The sequence below is a fragment of the Marinobacterium litorale DSM 23545 genome (assembly GCF_000428985.1).
Lineage (GTDB): Bacteria > Pseudomonadota > Gammaproteobacteria > Pseudomonadales > Balneatricaceae > Marinobacterium_D > Marinobacterium_D litorale.
In genome coordinates this window covers 72289-90574 of the sequence record NZ_AUAZ01000015.1, presented here as the reverse complement: position 1 = coordinate 90574, position 18286 = coordinate 72289, and the positions used below count along the sequence as shown (strand labels likewise).

Genomic DNA, 18286 nt, shown 5'->3' with positions numbered 1-18286 from the left:
GGCATGCGTAAACGATACTGGTTACTCCTGCCTGCCCCGGTACTATTGCTTGCCGGCTATCTGGCGCTCCCCATGGTCGCCCAGCTGGTGATAGAAAGCTGGCTGCGCGAGCAGGGCTTCCAGTCGGTAAACATCCAGTTCAATCATCCCGGCTGGACACGCCTGAGCGTACCCAGCCTCGCTTTGCAGCAGCGCAGCGACGATTACCGGATCGAACTCGATAGCGGGTCCATCCAGATCGATTACGATCCTCTGGAGCTGCTGCTTAAGCGTCGTGTCAGCGAGATCAGGATCCCCCGGCTTACGCTGAATGTGACCTCACTGGAACCGGTTGACGCGCCATTGGACCTGTCGGATCAGGTTGACCTGAATGCGCTGCCACCGGCACTGATCTTCCAGTATGCCCCCTCCCAGAGGCTTGTGGTGGGCCAGATAACTCTGAACTACGGTGACCGGGAACTGCCGCCGATTCGGGTCCAGGGCAACCTGGACCTGACACCCGAGCTGCTGCTGAGCCGCATGCGGATCGATATCGATGACAACCTGTACCCTACGGAACCGGCCTGGCTTGACCTCCAGTTCAACCGGGATCAGTGGCTCGATCTCGCCCTGCTGCACGAAAACCGGTCCCTGCTCAAAACCAGCGGCCAGCTCAACACCAACACCGATCGCTGGGGCAGCAACCTGGAGCTTCAACTGTCGTTAGCACCGTTGCAGCGCTGGCTTCGACCTGTTTTGTCAGATATTCCGCCTGCCTTGCGAACCGGTCAGCTCACTGTTGCATTAACCGCTGACTGGCCCGCCCTGCTGCCACTGGAGCCTCTGCCCCTGGCCGCCCAGCTCAACCTGCGCAGCGCCTCACATCTTGAGGCCGGGCTGACCGACTTCACTCACCGGGATTTCAAGATTGGAGATTTATCCCTCGATCTGATGGCCGATTTCAGTCTGGAAGGGGGGCGTGCAGAGCTGACACTACAGCCCTCCAGCACGTTCAGGGCAAACAAAGTAGAGGCCAACCCACTGACAGCTGAGGAATCGACTATCCGGTTGCGGGAAGCGTTCTCAGCAAGCGCCCTGGTTACCGGCCCGCTGCTTGAGATCAGCCCGCTGCAGGTAACTCTGAGTTCGCGCCGGCTCTCTGCCCCCCCGCTGGACAGGGTTGAGCTAACGCCTTTACAGCTCACCCTAACCCCCTCCGCCGAGCTGGACCGGTTCAGCTACCAACTGGCCCCCACCGGTATCAGCGCTGTTTTCCAGGGACGAGCACTCCCCACCGCCGAGTTCACGGCTTCCGGTCACTGGACCCCCACCATACACACCGGTCACGGCACGTTGCGTGCGAAGCAATATGCCTTGGACTTTAGCGCAGACTGGCGCCTGGAGCCCGCGTCTATTCGTGCAGACTGGCGTTTCGAACCCATCGAGCTCACCTCGCTGCGTCCATTGCTCGCGCAGTGGCTGCCCGGCTGGCCCCTGGAGCTTCAATTAACTCACGGCCAGGCACACCTCCAGGGAATCCTGACCGGCCCCAGCGTTGACCGTACCCGTGCCGAAGCCCGCTTTGATATCCGCAACGCCGCATTGAGCTGGGACAGCTTCCTGGAAACCGATCAGCTCAATCTCAGCGGTGAAGCGCGCATGGATCCTGATGGCGCTCTGACGCTGGAGGGCCAGCTGGAGGATGAACTCATCCGCACGGGAGTAGACCTTCATGATCTGGCTTTCGATTTCCAGCTCAGTCACAGCAACCGCGGTGAGATGGAACTACAACTATCTCCCTTCGCGGTGCGACTGCTTGGGGGTGAGATGCGAATGCCTTCTCTCCGCTTTGACCCATTGGCGCCCAAATTTGAGACCCGTATCGACTTCGAGCGTATCGAGCTCAGTGAGATTCTAGCGCTTTATCAACAGCCGGGGCTGGCCGGCGATACCCCGCTACGTGGCTCTCTGCCGTTGGCGGTGGACGGCACCCAAATCAGGATCCGCAAAGGACAGGTGACCAGCATCTCACCCGGTTGGTTGCGCTATGAGCCCGATTCCTCGATTCAAGCCTCCGCCCGCGCCAACCCGGGCTTGAATCTTGCGGTGTCCGCCCTGAGTAATCTACAGATCAAACAACTGGACCTGGATGTGAACTACGCCCCGGATGGCTCGCTGGAACTGAAAAGCCGGCTTCAGGGTCAGAATCCAGACTGGCAGCAGGGGCGGCCTATCGACCTGACGGTCAATATCGAAGAGAATCTGGTGCAACTGTTCAGGTCCCTGCAGCTCTCGGACAGGATTGGCGAATCCCTTCAACAACGTTTTAATCGCTGAACCGCCGGTCAGACCCGGTTAAGGCGAGGATTGTTATTCTGCCCGCACGTATTCCGAGGAGGTATACCGACAATGCGCAAACATCTACTGCCAATACTGGGCCTATCCATGGCCACGCTCTGGCTGGGCGCCTGTACACCAACCGTGCAACTGGCGGCTCCCTCAGAGCCGATCACGATCAACCTCAACGTGAAGGTTGAGCATGAGGTCCTGGTACGGGTCGACAAACAGATCGACACCCTGCTGGAAGAGAACAGCGAGCTATTTTAAGGAACAGCACCATGACATCCACTCTAAAAGCACTCGGGATCGCCCTGCTACTGGCCACCAGCACGCCGCTCTGGGCTCTCTCGCTGGATGATGCCAAACAGCAGGGGCTGATTGGCGAACAGAGCAATGGTTATCTGGGCGTCGTCGTTGATAGCCCCAGCGCCGAAGTCCGTTCGCTGGTCGATTCAATCAACGAACAGCGGCGCTCGCTGTATATCGAGAAGGCAGAGCAGGCAGGCGTAAAGCCCCAGATCATGGAACTGCGTATGGGCGAGCGGCTGCTTGAACGCGCCCCCAATGGCGAGTTTGTTCGTACCCCTGATGGCCGCTGGGTGCGAAAATAACTGTGAAAACAAGACAGCTGCATTATCTGTTCGCCGGCTTGGCTCTGGCACCTTTGACGACACAGGCGGCCACTGAGGTGGATAAAGCCTGGACGTTAAACCTGTATTTTGAGAACGATCTTTTTACTGACTCAGACCAGCAATACACCAACGGTGTCCGCGCATCCTGGGTCTCGCCGGCCATCGACAGCTTTATCGATGACCCCGCCGTACCCCGCTGGATCCGTTCAATCAACAAGCGCCTGACGGTACTCGACCCACAGCCCGAACCTTTTGAAGACGGTCCTACACAACGCCTGGTCGTCACCGTTGGACAGCAGATGTTTACGCCGGAGGATCACACCCGTACCACCCTGGACCCGAACGACCGGCCTTATGCGGGCTGGTTATTTATGGGGTTCGGTTATCACACCCAGACCCGCCACAAGCTCAAGTCATTCGAGGTCAATCTGGGTGTCGTCGGGCCCTGGTCTCTGGCCGAAGAGAGTCAGAACTTTATCCATGATCTGCGCGGTTTTGATCGGTTTCAGGGCTGGGACAACCAACTGAAAAACGAGCCCGGCATTCAGCTCCTGTACGAACGTAAACAGCGCCTGGTCTACGGCGCGCTGATCGATAATGTCCAGCACGACCTGATCGGCCACCTGGGCGCCAGCCTGGGTAACGTGGGTACCTGGGTCAATGGCGGCATGGAGTACCGAATCGGCTACCAGCTACCCCAGGACTTCGGCACCTCTGCACTTCGCCCAGGCGGTGATAACAGCACACCGGGCCACGGCGATCCGCGCTTCTATGATCAGTGGGGCGTGCACGCTTTCGTCTCTCTGGACGGACGCTGGGTCATGCACGATATCTTCCTCGACGGAAACAGCTTTCGCGACAGCCACTCAGTCGACTCTCGGCCCTGGGTGGCCGATGCGGCCTGGGGGGTGGCAGCTACCTGGGATCGATGGAAACTGTCCCTGGCGCGCTATTATCGAACCCGACAATTTGAAAAGCAGGACAGCGCGCATAAGTTTGGCTCGGTAGCGCTCTCCTATTCGTTCTGAATCAACCTGAACGAGCGGACGCCTCTGCGCCCCAAAAACCAAAAAGGGCTGCCTTTCGGGCAGCCCTTATCAGGTTTCAGTCGCCGGTCATGCTTCTGACTCTACATCCCCCGGCTCTTCAACCTGCGGTGGAACCACGGTATCGAGCAAGCGTGCCATGTTGTCACGGTACTGGGTTTGTTGAGCGTCATCAGCACTGTTAAAGCGGGTATCCTGACTGACAAGGCCCGAGAACAGGTCACGCCCCAGCTGTCCCGGCGCCGACAGGAAGCCCAGTGACGGCGCCCCGAATGTCTCGGCCATATCTTTCATCATTTGACCCAGCCGTTTGCCCGGTTTATCGGCAGCCTGATCCAGACCCTGTACCTGTTCATAGCTGGAAGCACTGACGTACTGACGGGTATAGCTCATATCCAGCTTCATAGCCGACAGCTCCGAGGTATCAAAACGCAGGTCTGCGCTTTGCTCGAACGCCTTCTGCACGTCACCATCAAAGAATTCATCAGCCAGCGAAGAGACATCCTTGATTAAATTCTGCAGCGCGTCGATCTCGCCCTCATCCAATTCGCCTTTAACACTGAACTGGTACTGACTACTTTCGCTGCGGCTCAGGCTAAACTGAGCCAGGCTGTTACCCTGACCATCGCTGGCTCCGGCAAGCATACTCTCGGAGCTCTGCTGACGGGAGAAGCTGATCGTTACCCGGTCACCATCCCGGGTACGCACACTCAACTCCATGTCTTCTGCGTTGCTGAACCGTTCGAGCACACCCATCCGCATACTCGCCTGACTACTCCCGGCGGGCGTTGCACCCGGAGCGATCGCCGCCAGTGCATCGAAGGTTGCCGTTTCGGTCGCATCAACCTGCGCCGCGATATTGCCCTGCAACAGGTTCAGGTTATCCAGGATGTCACGCGCTTCGGCAAAGCCTTTTTCTACCCCCTTCACGGCCGCCTGGTACATCTGGTCCAGACGCTCCTGAGACGCACCACGTGAACGGGCGGCTTCAAGGCCCGAGGCCACGAATCCGCTGATCCGCTCGGCCACCTTTTCCGGCGTGTAGTCATTGGGGTCCAGCGCTTTGAGGCCATCGGCACTCATGCCCGGAATGTTTTGCGCCAGCTTGCCCAGCATTTCATCGCTGGCACGGGTCTGCTCGGCGGCGCTGGGGGTCGATGCTTTCGCTGCAGCACCGGTGCTTTGGCCGCTTTGCAGCGTGGTGTAAGACGGTGACGAGTGGATATTAATCACGACCGACTCCAGGAATTTAGGGTTTCTCGATACTGATATTCTAGCATTGGTTATCGGCCATCATCCGGACAACTTTAATACAACCGTTTAATGCGATGGAGAACCTCAACCCCTTGTCGCCAGTGCGTTTCAGCGTTAAGTTAACTCTTGAGTCAATTTTTAAAAAAGAGATGCCGATGCCGTCACGTCCCCGCAATATCGAGATTATCGAAGCCGATCTCGCCCTTCCCGAGCATGCTGACGCGATGAAGCTGTTGTTGAGCGAATATGCACTGGACCCCATGGGTGGCGGGGAACCCATTCCGGATGAGACGCTGGAGCGTCTGCCCCGTGTGCTGAGCCAGCGGCCCGGCAGCTATACGCTGCTGGCCTACGTGGAGGGGCAGCCTGCCGGACTGCTTAACGCCTTTGAAGGCTTCTCCACCTTCGCCTGTGCCCCGATCCTGAATATCCATGATATTGTCGTAACCCGGTCGCTGCGTGGCTACAAGCTCGCGGATCATCTGCTGGAGGCAGCGGAAGGCATCGCGCATCGTATCGCCGCCTGCAAGATGACCCTGGAGGTTCTGGAGGGTAATACACGGGCCCAGACTGTCTACCGTCGCTGCGGGTTTGAGGGCTACGAACTGGACCCCGCGACCGGCAAGGCCCTGTTCTGGCAGAAAAAGCTGACCGCACCCAGCCTTCAGTAAGGTGTCGCTTCCATCAGCCGGGGTGTGATTTCCGCACTTCCCTTTTCGCTGGTCAAAAAAACCTGCTCATCCTGGATTGTGCACTGGATACGCATCTGGCGCTCAGCTAACGCCTCCAGTGCCTCTCCTGCCGCTTCATCAATCCGCTTGATCACAAGATTATCAAACCGGGACAGAACCTTGCGACTGGACTGCCACCAGGGCTCCACCTGCTGATCGGAGCCATACACCAGCAACACCACCTCGGCTGACCGGGCACAGGCCTTGCGCAGCCTTTTGTCACTGGGCAGTCCAACCTCAATCCAACGCTCAATTTCGCCACTGGGCGCGTGTTGCCACAGATCCGGTTCATCATCGACGCAGAGGCCGCGTGTAAACGACAGGTTTTCATCGGCGTATAGCGCAAACGCCAGCAATCGCATCATCATCCGGGTTTCGGTTTCCGAAGGATGTAGCGCGAGCGTCAGTGGATACTCGGCGTAGTGATGGCGATCCAGATCGGAGATATTCAGGGTCGCCTTATAGATCGTTGATTTAAGGGCCATTTGGATATTGATCCCGGGCAATAGGCGGATAACAATAGATAACGGCGCTTACCGGCCGTGACTGCGCGAAAGGATACCCCCATGCCCCGGCTCTGGATACTGATTTTTACCCTGGTTCTACTTTGGTCCGGCTGGCAGCCGAAGGACTATATGACCTGGGGCCTGGAGGTCGCACCGGCGGTGATCGCCCTGGGGTTGTTATTGGCGACCTTTAAGCGCTTTCCGCTGACACCACTGTGCCTGTGGCTGATACTGGTTCATGCGGTCATTCTGATGGTCGGTGGTCATTACACCTACGCCGAGGTCCCCCTGTTCGACTCGATTGCACACTGGCTGGGGCAGAGTCGCAACAACTACGATAAACTGGGTCATCTGGCCCAGGGGTTCATCCCGGCAATCGTCGCTCGCGAGATCATTATTCGACGCCAGCTGGCCAACGGCAGGTTCTGGATTCACCTCTTCACGCTGTCGATCTGTCTGGCATTCAGCGCCTTCTATGAGTTGATCGAATGGTGGGTCGCGCTGCTCAGCGGCGAGTCCGCAGAAGCGTTTTTAGGCACCCAGGGCTATGTCTGGGATACCCAGTCCGATATGGCGATGGCCTTGCTGGGGGCATTGCTCGCACTGGTCACACTGCACGGTTATCATGACCGTCAGATAAGACGCCTAATTCAATCCGACCTTTCCTCCCGCGAGCCAGGCGAGCCATGAGTGAAGAGATAAGCCAACGAATCGAACAACTGATCCGCAACGAGGATGAGCTGGACGCCGAGGTCTACGCGGAAGTCTCCGAAGACCTGGAGCCGGATCAGATCGCCCTGCTGCTTGAATCTTTGCCGCGTGAAGCACGCGCCGACTGCTGGGCTCAGGTGCCCGTCGAGCAGCGCGTGGACGTGCTGGTCGAGATGCGCGCCGAAGCGCGGGCGACTCTGCTTAAAGAGTTCGACAGTAAATCGCTGGATCAACTGATCTCCGACCTGGATGCGGAAACGCTCATCGAGCTGGCGGAAACCCTGCCCGATAGCGTGGTCGATATCGCGTTGGCCCGAATGGACGAGCAGCAACGTCAGCACTATGAACGTTCAGCTCAGTACGGTGAGGATGCCATCGGCCGTTACGTGGATCACGACCTGCTAATCCTGCCCCAGAATAGCCGCGTGCGCGATGCCGAACGCCTGCTACGCCGGGAGGTGCCGGAGTACACGCAGCATCTCTGGCTGGTGGACCGCACCGGACGTTATCGCGGCGCCGTCGAAACCAATGCTCTGTTCGGCCAGCCGGACCACCTGTCTCTGGTAGAACTGATGCACGAAGAGATGGAGCCGATTACGGCCTCGCTTTCACTGCGGGAGGCGACCGAAGCGTTCGAGCATGGCGAATCCCTGGCCCGACCGGTGCTGGACGACAATGGTCTGTTGCTGGGGCGCATGACCCAGGGCTTGGCCCTTGAGCTTCTGCATGAGCATTACGAGGCACAGCTGATGGCCAGCGCCGGTCTGGACGAAGACGAGGACCTGTTCGCACCGGTCATGCGCAGCTCGCGCCGCCGTGCCACCTGGCTGGGAATCAACCTGCTCACCGCGTTTCTCGCCTCCTGGGCGATCGGCCTGTTCGAGGGTACTCTGCAGCAGGTGGTCGCTCTGGCGGTGCTGATGCCGGTGGTTGCCTCCATGGGCGGGATTGCCGGCAGCCAGACCTTAACGCTGATTATCCGGGGGTTGGCTCTGGGACAGATTACGGCGGCCAACATGATGCCCCTGTTGCGCAAAGAACTGAGCGTCGGCGGCCTGAACGGTGTGCTCTGGGCGATCGTGATCGGTTTCGTGGCGGCCTGGTGGTTCTCAAGCCCCGGTATCGGCATCGTTATATCGTTGGCGATTGTCGTGAATATCTCAGTGGCGGCCCTGTCGGGCGTACTGATTCCGGTGCTGCTGCAGAAGCTGAAAATTGATCCCGCCCTGTCCGGCTCCGTGATACTCACCACCGTCACTGACGTAGTGGGCTTTGTCGCGTTTCTGGGGCTGGGCTCTCTCTTTCTTCTATAAACGTCCCTGTTCAATCGCGGGGTTTAAGCGGCGACACATTGGAGATTCCTGCCTTGTGTCGGGCTTTCTGGCGGTACATCGCCTTATCGGCCTGGGCGACCAGAGCGTCCGCTGTCAGGTAGCCGTCCTGACCGGTCTCGATGACCCCGACACTGAGACGCAATGACTCGCCCGCGTCCTCCAAAGCGGCATGCAACCGATCGACGTAGATATCCCGCGCCTCCCTCTCCCGACAGCCGGGAAGGATGATGCAAAATTCATCGCCCCCGTAGCGAAAACAGGCGTCCTCATCCCGTGAGACCTGCCTTAAAGCACTACCCAGCGTCCGTAATACTTCATCACCACGCTGATGACCCTGGGTATCGTTAAAGTTCTTGAAGTCATTGATATCGACATAAACCAGGCAGAGCGTTTCCAGACGGCGCTCCGCTATGCGCAGGTATCGGGTCAGCGTCTCATTGAGGAATCGAACACTGAGCAACCCGGTCAAGGGATCGGTGCGCGCCATCTCTTCGAGCTGACGGGTTCGCTCACGCACTTTTTCCTCCAGCGAGCGTGCGTACACCTCTGACTTTTCCCGCGAGGTCTCTATTTCAGACAGGAGGCTGCGAATATAGGTTTCAAACACCAGCGTGATATCAAACATGAAGACCTTCTCCAGCGCCTTCAAGGTCTTTTCACGCTTGGACGGTTCCGTGATGCGCTGGCTCAGCAGTTCGCTCAAGAGGCTTTTCAGGGTGTAAACCGCGGACAGGTAGAGTTTGGTATCAACCCCGATTCGCTTGTGAACCAGCCCGATTCGAAGCCGGTTGTTCACATAATCGATATCATAAACACCGCTGAACAGATCAGTGATATAACGACGTTGTGCATTTTTAAGGCGTTCCAGCGTATCGGCATCGCCGATCAGCAGAGCAATCTCGGGCACACTGGTTTGATGATCATAAAACTGCCCGACAATCTGATCCAATGACGCTTCGACCAGTGGTTGGCACTCTACAATCAGAGCAATGTCTTCCTTATCGATGGCGAACAGATGCTGACGGTTCTCGATCTCAAACTCGGTAATACGCAGCTGTTCAAGCAGTGTCTGGTCCGTCTGCTTCATAGTGCTCTCCGCCCCTGGGTCTATTCCCAAGTTTATTACTCGGGTATACCACTATCGCCGCTGGAGTGCCAGCCTGCATAAAAACAAATGTACCCAAGGGGTAACATTTGTGCGCTTTTGACCTATTGTCATGAAACTCGCTCATCTACATGAACCGGTTTCACCTGCAGATCATTAAATTTCATCATATAACCAAAAGATATGAATCATTTTCTTGTTTATACTAGTTCCACTATCAAACAGTGATGGACGGAAGCACACCATGTCAGAGATTTTGCGTGAAAAATTTGCTGACCCCAGCCGTGGGGTCTACTTCATCGGCACGACACCACCCCGGGAGTCCACCGACGACGAGCAGATGCGCGAGATCGCTGAAAAGCTGCTGGCACGTCTCTCGACCCTCGAATATGACGGTGTCATCGTCTACGACATTCAGGACGAAAGCGCCCGTATCGATACACCACGTCCCTTCCCGTTCCGAAAGACACGGGACCCGCGTGAGTACTCCCGCCTGATTGGGGATATCTCCGGTAAGGAGACCATTACCTACAAGAGCGTGGCCCAGCGCGACCGCTCCGATTTCGAACAATGGTTGGAAGAGGCCTGGAACCAGTTCGAGCTGCGTAATCTGGTGCTCGTGGGCAGTCCCTCCTCCGACGGCGATATCCGCCTCTCGCTGCCTGAGGCTTACCAGGCCATTGGCGAAAGTCACCGCGATTTCCATCTCGGCGGCGTCACCATTGCCGAGCGCCATGCACTTAAAGGCAATGAACATGAACGCCTGATGGACAAGCAGCACAAGGGCGTTGATTTTTTTGTCTCGCAGGCCGTTTACAACCCCCAGGCGACCATCGATCTACTCGCCGGCTACGCCCGTTTATGCCGTGAGCAGGGGATCACACCCCGTCGGATCGTCCTGACCTTTACCCCCTGCGGCAGTGCGAAAACGCTGGAGTTCATGCAGTGGCTGGGTATCTCGATCCCGGCGGCCACCCGCTGGCGTATTCTGGATGCGGAAGATTCTCTGGCCGAATCGATCCGAGTTTGTCAGAACAGTCTCGAGCAGATTCTGGAAGCTTGTGTCCCTCTGGGTTTGCCGTTAGGGCTGAATATCGAGAGTCTGACCAACCGCAAAGAGGAGATCGACGCGTCGATTCGGCTCTATCGGTTACTCAAAGCCACACTGGATTTGAAACTTGCGGAACAGCAGCTTGATTAAAGCCACGGGTTCGATGACGAGAGACGATGTTCCAAAGCTGACATTCAATCCAATGTTGGAATCCGGACAGATGAGTGCGCAAAATAGAATAGCGATATTTTTCTGAAATTAGACAGAAAATAGGCGCAGATATAGAAAAATAGACTGTTTTTCTCGCAAAACGGTGGCTGGTCCAAGTTTTGCTCATGCATAGCGCAACTCATTACTTAGCCACAATAAGGAGACCGCTATGTCTGTCGCCGATATCAAGGCATTCGCTGATAAGGCAAAAGCTGATACGAGCCTGGGCGAGTCGCTCAAAGCCTGTGTCAAGATGAAGGAGCTGTTTGCGCTGGCGCGTGAGAACGGCTTTGACTTCGTGGAAGATGAACTCTATCCGCCTAATGAGCCGCAGTTTACGGAAGAGCAGCTATCCGAGCGCCTGGCAAAGGCGCTGCTGCGCGTCTGATCTGACGAGCGGGGCGATCTCGCCCCACTCTTGCCGGACCTTATGGCTTGGATAGCGACTCAATCAGCGCTTCAGCCTCAAGCTCCACTTGTGCCCGCAGTTTCTCTCGCTCCGCCTGAAGTTCTTCATACCGATCCGGCTCCCAGACCATGACGCTGCGTTCGTAATCGACGCGGTATTCCACCTGGCGCAGAAAATCCATGCCCAGCAGGCCATCGTGAGTCGATCGTCCCACCGGGTCGATTACCATGGCACGGGTCGACTCCACCTTGAACGGGCCCACCTCCATGCGGTCCAGGTTGATGGCATCCACGGGAATTTTGTCGCCGCTGGCCACGCGGGCTTCTCCGGCCCGATAGGTGGCACCATTAAGATTTTTCAACGCGTCCCGGTGAAAGACAGTGCCCGAAGCACCGGTATCCAGCAGCATCCGGGTTTCCACACTGCGGTTGCCGTACACCGCAGTCACGGGCAATACTATCCGATTGTCAGTGAGTTCCACCGGCGTTTCCAGTTCTGCGAGCGCCGCATCGATATCTTCAAGTGACCGATGGATCTCTCGTTTAATCTGGTTGATTCGGGGGTCGAGTTCCGGCCCGGGCTCGAGGCCGTTGAGCGAACGGGACTCCTCACGTACCTCAACCTGCTTGCGGTACTTGTGTGGAATCTGACTTTCCCGGTTAACAAAGACTTTCCTGCCCTTGTCATCGATATAGTGAAAAATTTCCGCCGAGGCGGGAAAAATAACCACTGTAAGAAGCAATGCTATGAGGCTACGCACCCCGTTCACTCCTTGTCACACATCAGGTGTGACAGATTTTTTGACGTCAGCCTCCGGCCAGCTTGACCTTGAACCCTTCGGATTCCAGCAACGCCTTGATCTGATCTCGATGATCCCCCTGAATCTCCAGCGTATCGGCTTTTAGCGCACCGCCAGTGCCACAGCGCTGTTTCAAACGCTTGAGCAGGGCTTTCATCTCCTTCTCGGGCAACGGCACGCCACTGATAGTCGTGACCCCTTTACCCTTGCGGCCCGCTGTTTCGCGGCGAATCCGCACAATGCCATCAAGCTGTTTCAAACGGGCCTGATCAGCCAGCTCGTCACAGATGCAGGCTGACAACTCCTCACCGCACTCAGGACAGAGGCGCCCTTTCTCGGTTGAGTACACCAGTTTGCCCAACTGATCCTGCAAAGACGCCATCGATTATACCTCTTTTGTTGCAAATTTCAGACAGCGATTCCGCCACCAATCTGTCGCGCCAGGTAGTTCGCGTAGTGATCGGTCATCCCCCCGATAAAATCCAGGGCACGGATGTAACAATCATATAGGGATAGATCCGGTTCCGGGGCATGAATTCCCATCAAATTCATGATTTTCTGGCTGCGATAACCGAGATCCTCCGGGGGCAGTGTATTAACCTCCCAGACCGCCTCGATAAAGGCATTCAGCAACACACCCAGGGTGGTGTAAGCTCCCACCTCCAGTTCGGCCTTCCGGGTGTCCGGGAACACCCGCTCCCGAGCCAGCTGTTTGGCCCGGGCTATGCCGTCTCGGACCATGGGATCACCATCGGCGAGCAGCTCTCCTTTATACTCTCCCTGCATAATCAAGGGCAGATTATTCATAAACGCCTGAACGACCGAGTTGACCATGTTTTCCATCGCCTTGCCACGCAACGCCGAGATTTTGCGCCGGGAAGAGGCCTGGGTGGCAAAGATGGCATCATCGAACTCCAGATCGCCACACAGCTGCAGAAGAATCGGTTTGACCTCCTCAAAACTCAGCAGGTGCAGCTCGATGGCGTCTTCAAGATCCAGAATGGCGTAGCAGATATCATCGGCAGCCTCCATCAGGAACGCCAGCGGATGACGGCACCAGCTGTTTTCTCCCTGCGGGATCAGACCCAGATCTCGACCCAGCGCATTCAGAATTTCCACTTCCGTGAGGAAACAGCTGAACTTGCCTTTCTTACCGCCACGCTCCGCGGTCCAGGGATATTTAAGCAGCGTTCCCAATGTCGGGTAGGTCAGGCGTAAACCACCGTCAAACAGGTTATTTTCGATTCGCGTCACAACCCGAAAGCCCTGCGCATTGCCCTCAAAGGTTTCCAGATCGCGGCGCTGGGCGCCACTCAAGGACTGAAACCGCGCATCGTCACGGCGGCGACGAAACCAGTCCCGAATCGCGTATTCGCCCGCGTGACCAAAGGGCGGGTTGCCGATATCGTGGGCCAGACAGGCGGACTGCACAATCATCCCGATATCATGTGCGGTGACCCAGGGGGGTAACTGGTCCGCAATCAACTCCCCAACCCGGATTCCCAGGCTGCGGCCAAGGCTCCCTACCTCCATCGAGTGGGTCAGGCGGGTATGGATATGATCATTGAGCGCCATGGGATGTACCTGGGTCTTACGCCCCAAACGGCGAAAGGCGCTGGAGAAGATGATGCGATCATGGTCCTTGTGGAAGTGACTGCGTCCCACCTCCTCAGCGCCCTGTTCATGGCCATAACGCTTGGTCGTCAGCAGTTGATCCCACTGCATGATCTGTTGTTTCATCAGTCCATAACCTCACAGCTGACCCCCAGGTGCGCTCGCTCGGCGACCTCGTGGCAAAAGAGTTCCTGATTACGCTGCGGCAGGGTCAGCTGCTGTGTGACGGCTTCCGTGTAATCACTCCCGCTCACATCCGCTTCGAAACGCTTGAGCAGAGAGTCGATCCAGCCCTGCTGGTCGTAAGGGTAGCGTAACGTCAAAGACGCCATCGGCTCCCGCTCCGCCAGAGGCCATTCAGGCACCAACGCCTTTACGGCAGCGCCATAGGCCCGCACCAAGCCTCCTGCTCCCAGCTTGATTCCGCCGAAAAAGCGGGTGACGACAACGCAGACATCACCGATCTGCTGGCCCATGAGCACATTCAGCATGGGCTTTCCTGCCGTGCCTGACGGCTCACCATCATCGTCACTGCCTGCGGCTCTGGGATGAAAGGGACTGCCGATGATGTAAGCGGAGCAGTGATGGTTAGCACCCGGAAAACGCAGCCGCTGGGATTCTATAAAACGACGCATTTCACTTTCACTGGCGACCGGCATGGCGGTGGCGATAAAGCGGCTTTTCTTCACCTCGATTTCGCGCTCGAACACCTCGAGGGGTACCCGGTACAACTCTGACAAAGTCCGCTCCCATCTCTGCAAAACGGCTTAGATGGTAACCGGAAATGTCGATGAATTCACCGGTTGTAGTCGTCCAGCGCCGCCTGGCGCGACTGCCGGTAGTCGATAATCGGAGCCCGGCCTCCAGCGCCAGGCAACTGACGTTTCTTGCCAGCCGGGACCTGTGACAGCTCGGGCAACCAGCGACTGACGAACTCACCCTCCGGATCAAACTTCTCGCCCTGAGCCTGGGGGTTGAAAATGCGGAAGTAGGGTGCGGCATCCGCGCCCACCGATGCACTCCACTGCCAGCCACCGGCGTTGGACGCAAAATCCCCATCGATCAAATGCTGCATGAAAAAATCGGCACCGCGCCGCCAGTCCACCCTAAGCAGTTTGGTTAAAAACGACGCCACCACCATACGCAGCCGATTGTGCATCCAGCCGGTTTCGAGCAGCTGTTTCATGGCTGCATCAACGATGGGAAAACCGGTTTCGCCCCGGCACCAGGCTGCAAACGCTGCGTCGTTAGGGTGCCACTGAATACGGGCTTCGATCTCGGGCCGGAACGACTCATGTTTCGACAGGCCCGGAAAAGCCACCAGCAGATGCCGGTAAAACTCGCGCCAGATTAACTCGTTCAGCCAGGCCGACTCGCGCCAGTCACGCTGCCCTGTTTCGGCTCTGAGTGCGGCCATACACTGACGCGGCGATAGCGCCCCGATGGTCAGGTAGGGAGACAGAGCAGACGTGGCTGATCGGGCAGGGAAATCTCGCAGACGGTGGTAGTCGGGCTCCGACTCACACACAAACCGTTGCAGTCGCTCACTGACCGCGACCTCACCCACAGGCCAAAGGTCATCGCGATAACTCAACGGACGGTAATCCAGATCATCAGGTAAAGGGTCACTGGCCTGCGCCTGCGGCTCCATTTTTGCCGGCGGTGGCAATACCGGTTCGTCGAAATCGGACAACCGTTTAAGCCAGGCACGGCTGAAAGGCGTATAGACTTTGTAAGGCCCGCCCTGACCGGTCAACACCTGACCGGGTGGAATCACCAGTTCGCCATGGAAGGCGCGGGCGCTCAGACCCACGCCTTCGAAAGCCTCACAGACGGCTTGGTCGCGCAGGCGCTCGTTGAGCGGGTACTCATAGTTAAAACTGATCTCATCGGCATTCAGCGCTTGAGCCAACTCGAGCAACCGTGCGGCACAGTGCTTAAAGTGCCCGGCATTGACCACTTTGAGGGGGATGTTCCGCTGCTCAAGCGTATCTGCAACCGCTCGCAGCTGATCCCGCCACAGGGCCATTCTGGCCGGCGCTTCACCATGCTCCTGCCAGCTTTGTGGAACCAGTGTCACGACAGCCACCACCGGGGCCCTGTCGCGACAGGCGTGCTGCAATGCCGGGTTATCGGTGATGCGCAGGTCGTTACGCAGCCAGACCAGTCGGGTTTGGGTCATCTCAAATCCGTATCAGATATAGTTACGCAGCCCAAGCTCATGCGGGTAAGGGTTAAGGTAGGTCTGTTCGCAAATGTACTCGCTGCCATACCGTTTCAGGTAGTGTTTGAGCAGCGCCAGCGGCACAACCAGGGGTACCTGACCGAGACGATACTGGTCGATACTTTCAAGCATCTCCTGCTTGCAATCGGTGTCGATCGCTTTCTTCAGGTAGCCCAGCATATGCATCAACACGTTCGTATGGGTCTTACGCGTGGCCCGGTGCGTCATGTGACCCATAAACGCCTGGATATACTCAGCCATCGCCTGTTCCAGGGGCATCTCATGGGCTTGAGCCAGAAAGCGCCCCAGGCTGCGATAGCCTTGGTAGTGATGCGCCATCAACAGGTATTTCTGCCGACTGTGGAACTGGATCAGGTTGTGATAACTGGGCTCAACCTCCACGCTGGTCTTCCAGTCATCGTAGGCAAACACCCGCGCAATAAAATTATCACGCAACACCGCATCATTGAGGCGCGCCTCCTCCTCGACCGGCAAAACCGGATTTGCAGCTCGCAACGCCCGCACAAACACCCCCGAATCGGAGGTGTTGGGCATGCCGTTGGGATGATAAACCTTAACCCGCTCCATACCGCAGCTGGGGGACCCTTTCATCAGAATATAACCACGCAGGTGATTACGTTCCCGGGCGATACGCTCCCCGGCCGCCAACAGGGGCTCGGTCACATCGATACTGGAGTCCACGGTCCCCAGTGCCCGGGGAGTCTGGTCCGCTTCCCCCACCAGACGAATGGGCTCACGGGGCACACCCAGGCCAATCGCCATCTCCGGGCAGAACGGCTCGAAATCGAAGCACTCCGCTAACACATCAAGACAGTAACGCGAGCGCTTATGCCCCCCGTTGTAACGCACCTGCTCGCCCAGAAGGCAACTGCTGATCCCGACCGGAATCTTCCTTTCCATCTCGATCTTTGCACTGTTGGCCATACTCTCTCCCTTACAGACCGATAAACGGCTGGGCCAGACGCCCCATCAGTCCACTGAACTTCAATGGTGCGTCAGTGGCGATCAGGCAGATGCACTCTTCGCCGGTATCTACGATCGGTTGATGGGCCACATCGGTATCCACGTCAGCCACATCGCCGGCACAGAAGCGGCCCAGCTCATCACTGTAAGAGCCGCGCAGAATCAGCGTCAACTCATTGCCGCGATGACTGTGGTGAGGTACAGACACACCCGGCGCAATACGCAGCAAACGGGTTGCGCCAGGACCCTCCAGCCCCAGATCATACTGGTGGACACCGTAGCCAATGCGGCGCCACTGCAGCTGGTCAAGCGGACGCCCGAGCAACTCCGCCAGCGGAGCCGGCAGGCCTGTTTCCATCGCCTTCTGTGAACGAACCTCCGGCTCGGTCGAAGGGAGTCTTTGTGCCTCCGGCAGATCCAGACAATCCAGCATCTGTGCCAGCGCATCGCCCGACATCTCAACCGGTTCGATCTCTTCAAGCAGGGATCCACCCACCGCGTCAGCCTCGCGGGCACGGTCACGGCATGCTTTACACCAGTGCAGGTGGCTTCCCACCAGAACAGCCATCCCCTGGGGCAGACTGCCGCTGGCATAAGCGATTAAGGTCGCGTCATCGAAATGGTGGCTAATCTTCATGCCCGACCCTCCCAGTGCGTCTTAAGTTTGCTGAACGCCAGTCTGAGCCTGGATTTAACACTACCCAGCGGGATTCCCAGCTGCTCGGCAATCTCGGAGTGACTTTTCCCCTCGTAATACGAGAGAAAGAGCACCTGGGCCTGTGCCTCAGGCAAGGTATCGATCACGGTTTTCATCTGTGCTTCCAGAACCGCCTGCTCACCGTAATCCCGTGTATCAGGATCCACTTCGTCATCCGGCAGTTCATACTCTTGTGTTTTCTCTTTGCGCATACGGTCGATGCAAAGGTTCCGAGCCAGCGTAAAAATCCAGGTACTGGCACTGGCTTTGGCCGCATTGAACAAGTGCGCTTTGCGCCAGACCGATAACATCGCCTCCTGAGTCACTTCCTCGGCCGTAGCCGGAGGCATCCCCAGACGAATAATGTATGCTTTGACGCGGGGCCCAAAATGGGTAAAAAGTTGTGCAAACAGCTGCTTATCCCGGCTCTCGGCCAGGCTAGCCAACGTTCGCGTCCAGTTTTCCCGCTCAGCTTTTTGTTTACTCTGGGTCAGATCGGCTGCTGCTGTCACTTTCTTTCCCTCAGGCTCGTCTTCCAGCATTTCACCTCCAATACGCGTGGGTGCCCAGGCCGGATCAACGAGCCGTAGAAAAAAACCGGTGATCCGGCGCCCAACGCTTAAACGTATGGACCAACAAATGTCGGACCCTCACAGGGAA

Annotated in this window: 20 protein-coding genes; 9 read left to right on the top strand and 11 right to left on the bottom strand. The window is 57.3% G+C overall.

Annotated features, from left to right (window positions below; all coding sequences use genetic code 11):
- Positions 1 to 3 precede the first annotated feature (3 nt).
- From G403_RS24535 to G403_RS0112225, 4 genes are all read left to right on the top strand, one after another.
- Positions 4 to 2316: an intermembrane phospholipid transport YdbH family protein gene (locus G403_RS24535; RefSeq protein WP_051298944.1), complete on the top strand. Its 2313-nt coding sequence runs from the start codon at positions 4 to 6 to the stop codon at positions 2314 to 2316.
- A gap of 72 nt (positions 2317 to 2388) precedes the next feature.
- Complete coding sequence (locus G403_RS0112235) at positions 2389 to 2586, top strand: YnbE family lipoprotein (RefSeq protein ID WP_036233642.1); 198 nt, start codon at positions 2389 to 2391, stop codon at positions 2584 to 2586.
- A gap of 11 nt (positions 2587 to 2597) precedes the next feature.
- The gene (locus tag G403_RS0112230; protein ID WP_027854250.1) at positions 2598 to 2930 is read left to right on the top strand and encodes a YdbL family probable chaperone protein; all 333 of its coding nucleotides are present in this window, start codon (positions 2598 to 2600) and stop codon (positions 2928 to 2930) included.
- Between the two features lie 2 nt (positions 2931 to 2932).
- A complete protein-coding gene (locus tag G403_RS0112225; RefSeq protein ID WP_027854249.1) occupies positions 2933 to 3979 on the top strand; it encodes a lipid A deacylase LpxR family protein in 1047 nt (348 codons plus the stop codon).
- An 87-nt stretch (positions 3980 to 4066) separates the two neighbouring features.
- Here the strand turns inward: G403_RS0112225 and G403_RS0112220 are convergent, their stop codons facing one another.
- Complete coding sequence (locus G403_RS0112220; protein ID WP_027854248.1) at positions 4067 to 5230, bottom strand: DUF5610 domain-containing protein; 1164 nt, start codon at positions 5228 to 5230, stop codon at positions 4067 to 4069.
- A gap of 176 nt (positions 5231 to 5406) precedes the next feature.
- Between G403_RS0112220 and G403_RS0112215 the strand changes: the two genes are divergently transcribed.
- Positions 5407 to 5922, top strand: a complete 516-nt coding sequence (locus G403_RS0112215) for a GNAT family N-acetyltransferase (RefSeq protein WP_027854247.1) — start codon at positions 5407 to 5409, stop codon at positions 5920 to 5922.
- Here G403_RS0112215 and G403_RS0112210 read toward each other — a convergent pair.
- Positions 5916 to 6467, bottom strand: coding sequence for a YaeQ family protein (locus tag G403_RS0112210; protein ID WP_027854246.1), 552 nt, complete (start codon positions 6465 to 6467; stop codon positions 5916 to 5918). The genes G403_RS0112215 and G403_RS0112210 overlap by 7 nt on opposite strands.
- An 81-nt stretch (positions 6468 to 6548) precedes the next feature.
- Between G403_RS0112210 and G403_RS0112205 the strand changes: the two genes are divergently transcribed.
- Together G403_RS0112205 and G403_RS0112200 are read left to right on the top strand one after the other, a co-directional pair.
- Positions 6549 to 7178 (top strand): DUF2238 domain-containing protein, encoded by a 630-nt coding sequence (locus G403_RS0112205; protein ID WP_027854245.1) that lies wholly within the window; start codon positions 6549 to 6551, stop codon positions 7176 to 7178.
- Entirely contained in the window at positions 7175 to 8512 is a 1338-nt protein-coding gene (locus tag G403_RS0112200) for a magnesium transporter (RefSeq protein ID WP_027854244.1), read from the top strand. Before G403_RS0112205 ends, G403_RS0112200 begins: the two co-directional genes overlap by 4 nt.
- Positions 8513 to 8522: 10 nt before the next feature.
- On the opposite strand, the gene G403_RS0112195 is transcribed toward G403_RS0112200, so the two are convergent.
- Positions 8523 to 9620: a GGDEF domain-containing protein gene (locus G403_RS0112195; protein ID WP_027854243.1), complete on the bottom strand. Its 1098-nt coding sequence runs from the start codon at positions 9618 to 9620 to the stop codon at positions 8523 to 8525.
- 262 nt (positions 9621 to 9882) lie between these two features.
- Between G403_RS0112195 and G403_RS0112190 the strand changes: the two genes are divergently transcribed.
- Positions 9883 to 10839 (top strand): methylenetetrahydrofolate reductase, encoded by a 957-nt coding sequence (locus G403_RS0112190; RefSeq protein WP_027854242.1) that lies wholly within the window; start codon positions 9883 to 9885, stop codon positions 10837 to 10839.
- A 229-nt stretch (positions 10840 to 11068) separates the two neighbouring features.
- Positions 11069 to 11287: a Nif11-like leader peptide family natural product precursor gene (locus G403_RS0112185; protein WP_027854241.1), complete on the top strand. Its 219-nt coding sequence runs from the start codon at positions 11069 to 11071 to the stop codon at positions 11285 to 11287.
- Between the two features lie 40 nt (positions 11288 to 11327).
- Here G403_RS0112185 and G403_RS0112180 read toward each other — a convergent pair whose 3' ends face one another.
- From G403_RS0112180 to G403_RS0112145, 8 genes are read right to left on the bottom strand one after another with little or no spacing between them, the layout of a single operon-like run.
- Positions 11328 to 12068: a retropepsin-like aspartic protease gene (locus G403_RS0112180; protein WP_027854240.1), complete on the bottom strand. Its 741-nt coding sequence runs from the start codon at positions 12066 to 12068 to the stop codon at positions 11328 to 11330.
- A 46-nt stretch (positions 12069 to 12114) separates the two neighbouring features.
- Positions 12115 to 12489: a translation initiation factor Sui1 gene (locus G403_RS0112175; protein WP_027854239.1), complete on the bottom strand. Its 375-nt coding sequence runs from the start codon at positions 12487 to 12489 to the stop codon at positions 12115 to 12117.
- A 26-nt stretch (positions 12490 to 12515) separates the two neighbouring features.
- Positions 12516 to 13847: a deoxyguanosinetriphosphate triphosphohydrolase gene (locus G403_RS0112170; RefSeq protein WP_027854238.1), complete on the bottom strand. Its 1332-nt coding sequence runs from the start codon at positions 13845 to 13847 to the stop codon at positions 12516 to 12518.
- Positions 13847 to 14461 (bottom strand): YigZ family protein, encoded by a 615-nt coding sequence (locus tag G403_RS23175; RefSeq protein ID WP_051298942.1) that lies wholly within the window; start codon positions 14459 to 14461, stop codon positions 13847 to 13849. The genes G403_RS0112170 and G403_RS23175 overlap by 1 nt, the downstream gene beginning before the upstream one ends.
- Positions 14462 to 14517: 56 nt before the next feature.
- Positions 14518 to 15903 carry a deoxyribodipyrimidine photo-lyase gene (gene phrB / locus G403_RS0112160; RefSeq protein ID WP_027854237.1) on the bottom strand — a complete coding sequence of 462 codons (1386 nt, stop codon included), beginning with the start codon at positions 15901 to 15903 and terminating at the stop codon, positions 14518 to 14520.
- A gap of 12 nt (positions 15904 to 15915) precedes the next feature.
- Positions 15916 to 16890 (bottom strand): DUF523 and DUF1722 domain-containing protein, encoded by a 975-nt coding sequence (locus tag G403_RS0112155; protein ID WP_156899690.1) that lies wholly within the window; start codon positions 16888 to 16890, stop codon positions 15916 to 15918.
- A gap of 10 nt (positions 16891 to 16900) precedes the next feature.
- Entirely contained in the window at positions 16901 to 17566 is a 666-nt protein-coding gene (locus tag G403_RS0112150; protein WP_027854235.1) for a ChrR family anti-sigma-E factor, read from the bottom strand.
- Entirely contained in the window at positions 17563 to 18168 is a 606-nt protein-coding gene (locus tag G403_RS0112145) for a sigma-70 family RNA polymerase sigma factor (RefSeq protein WP_027854234.1), read from the bottom strand. The genes G403_RS0112150 and G403_RS0112145 overlap by 4 nt, the downstream gene beginning before the upstream one ends.
- Positions 18169 to 18286: the final 118 nt, after the last annotated feature.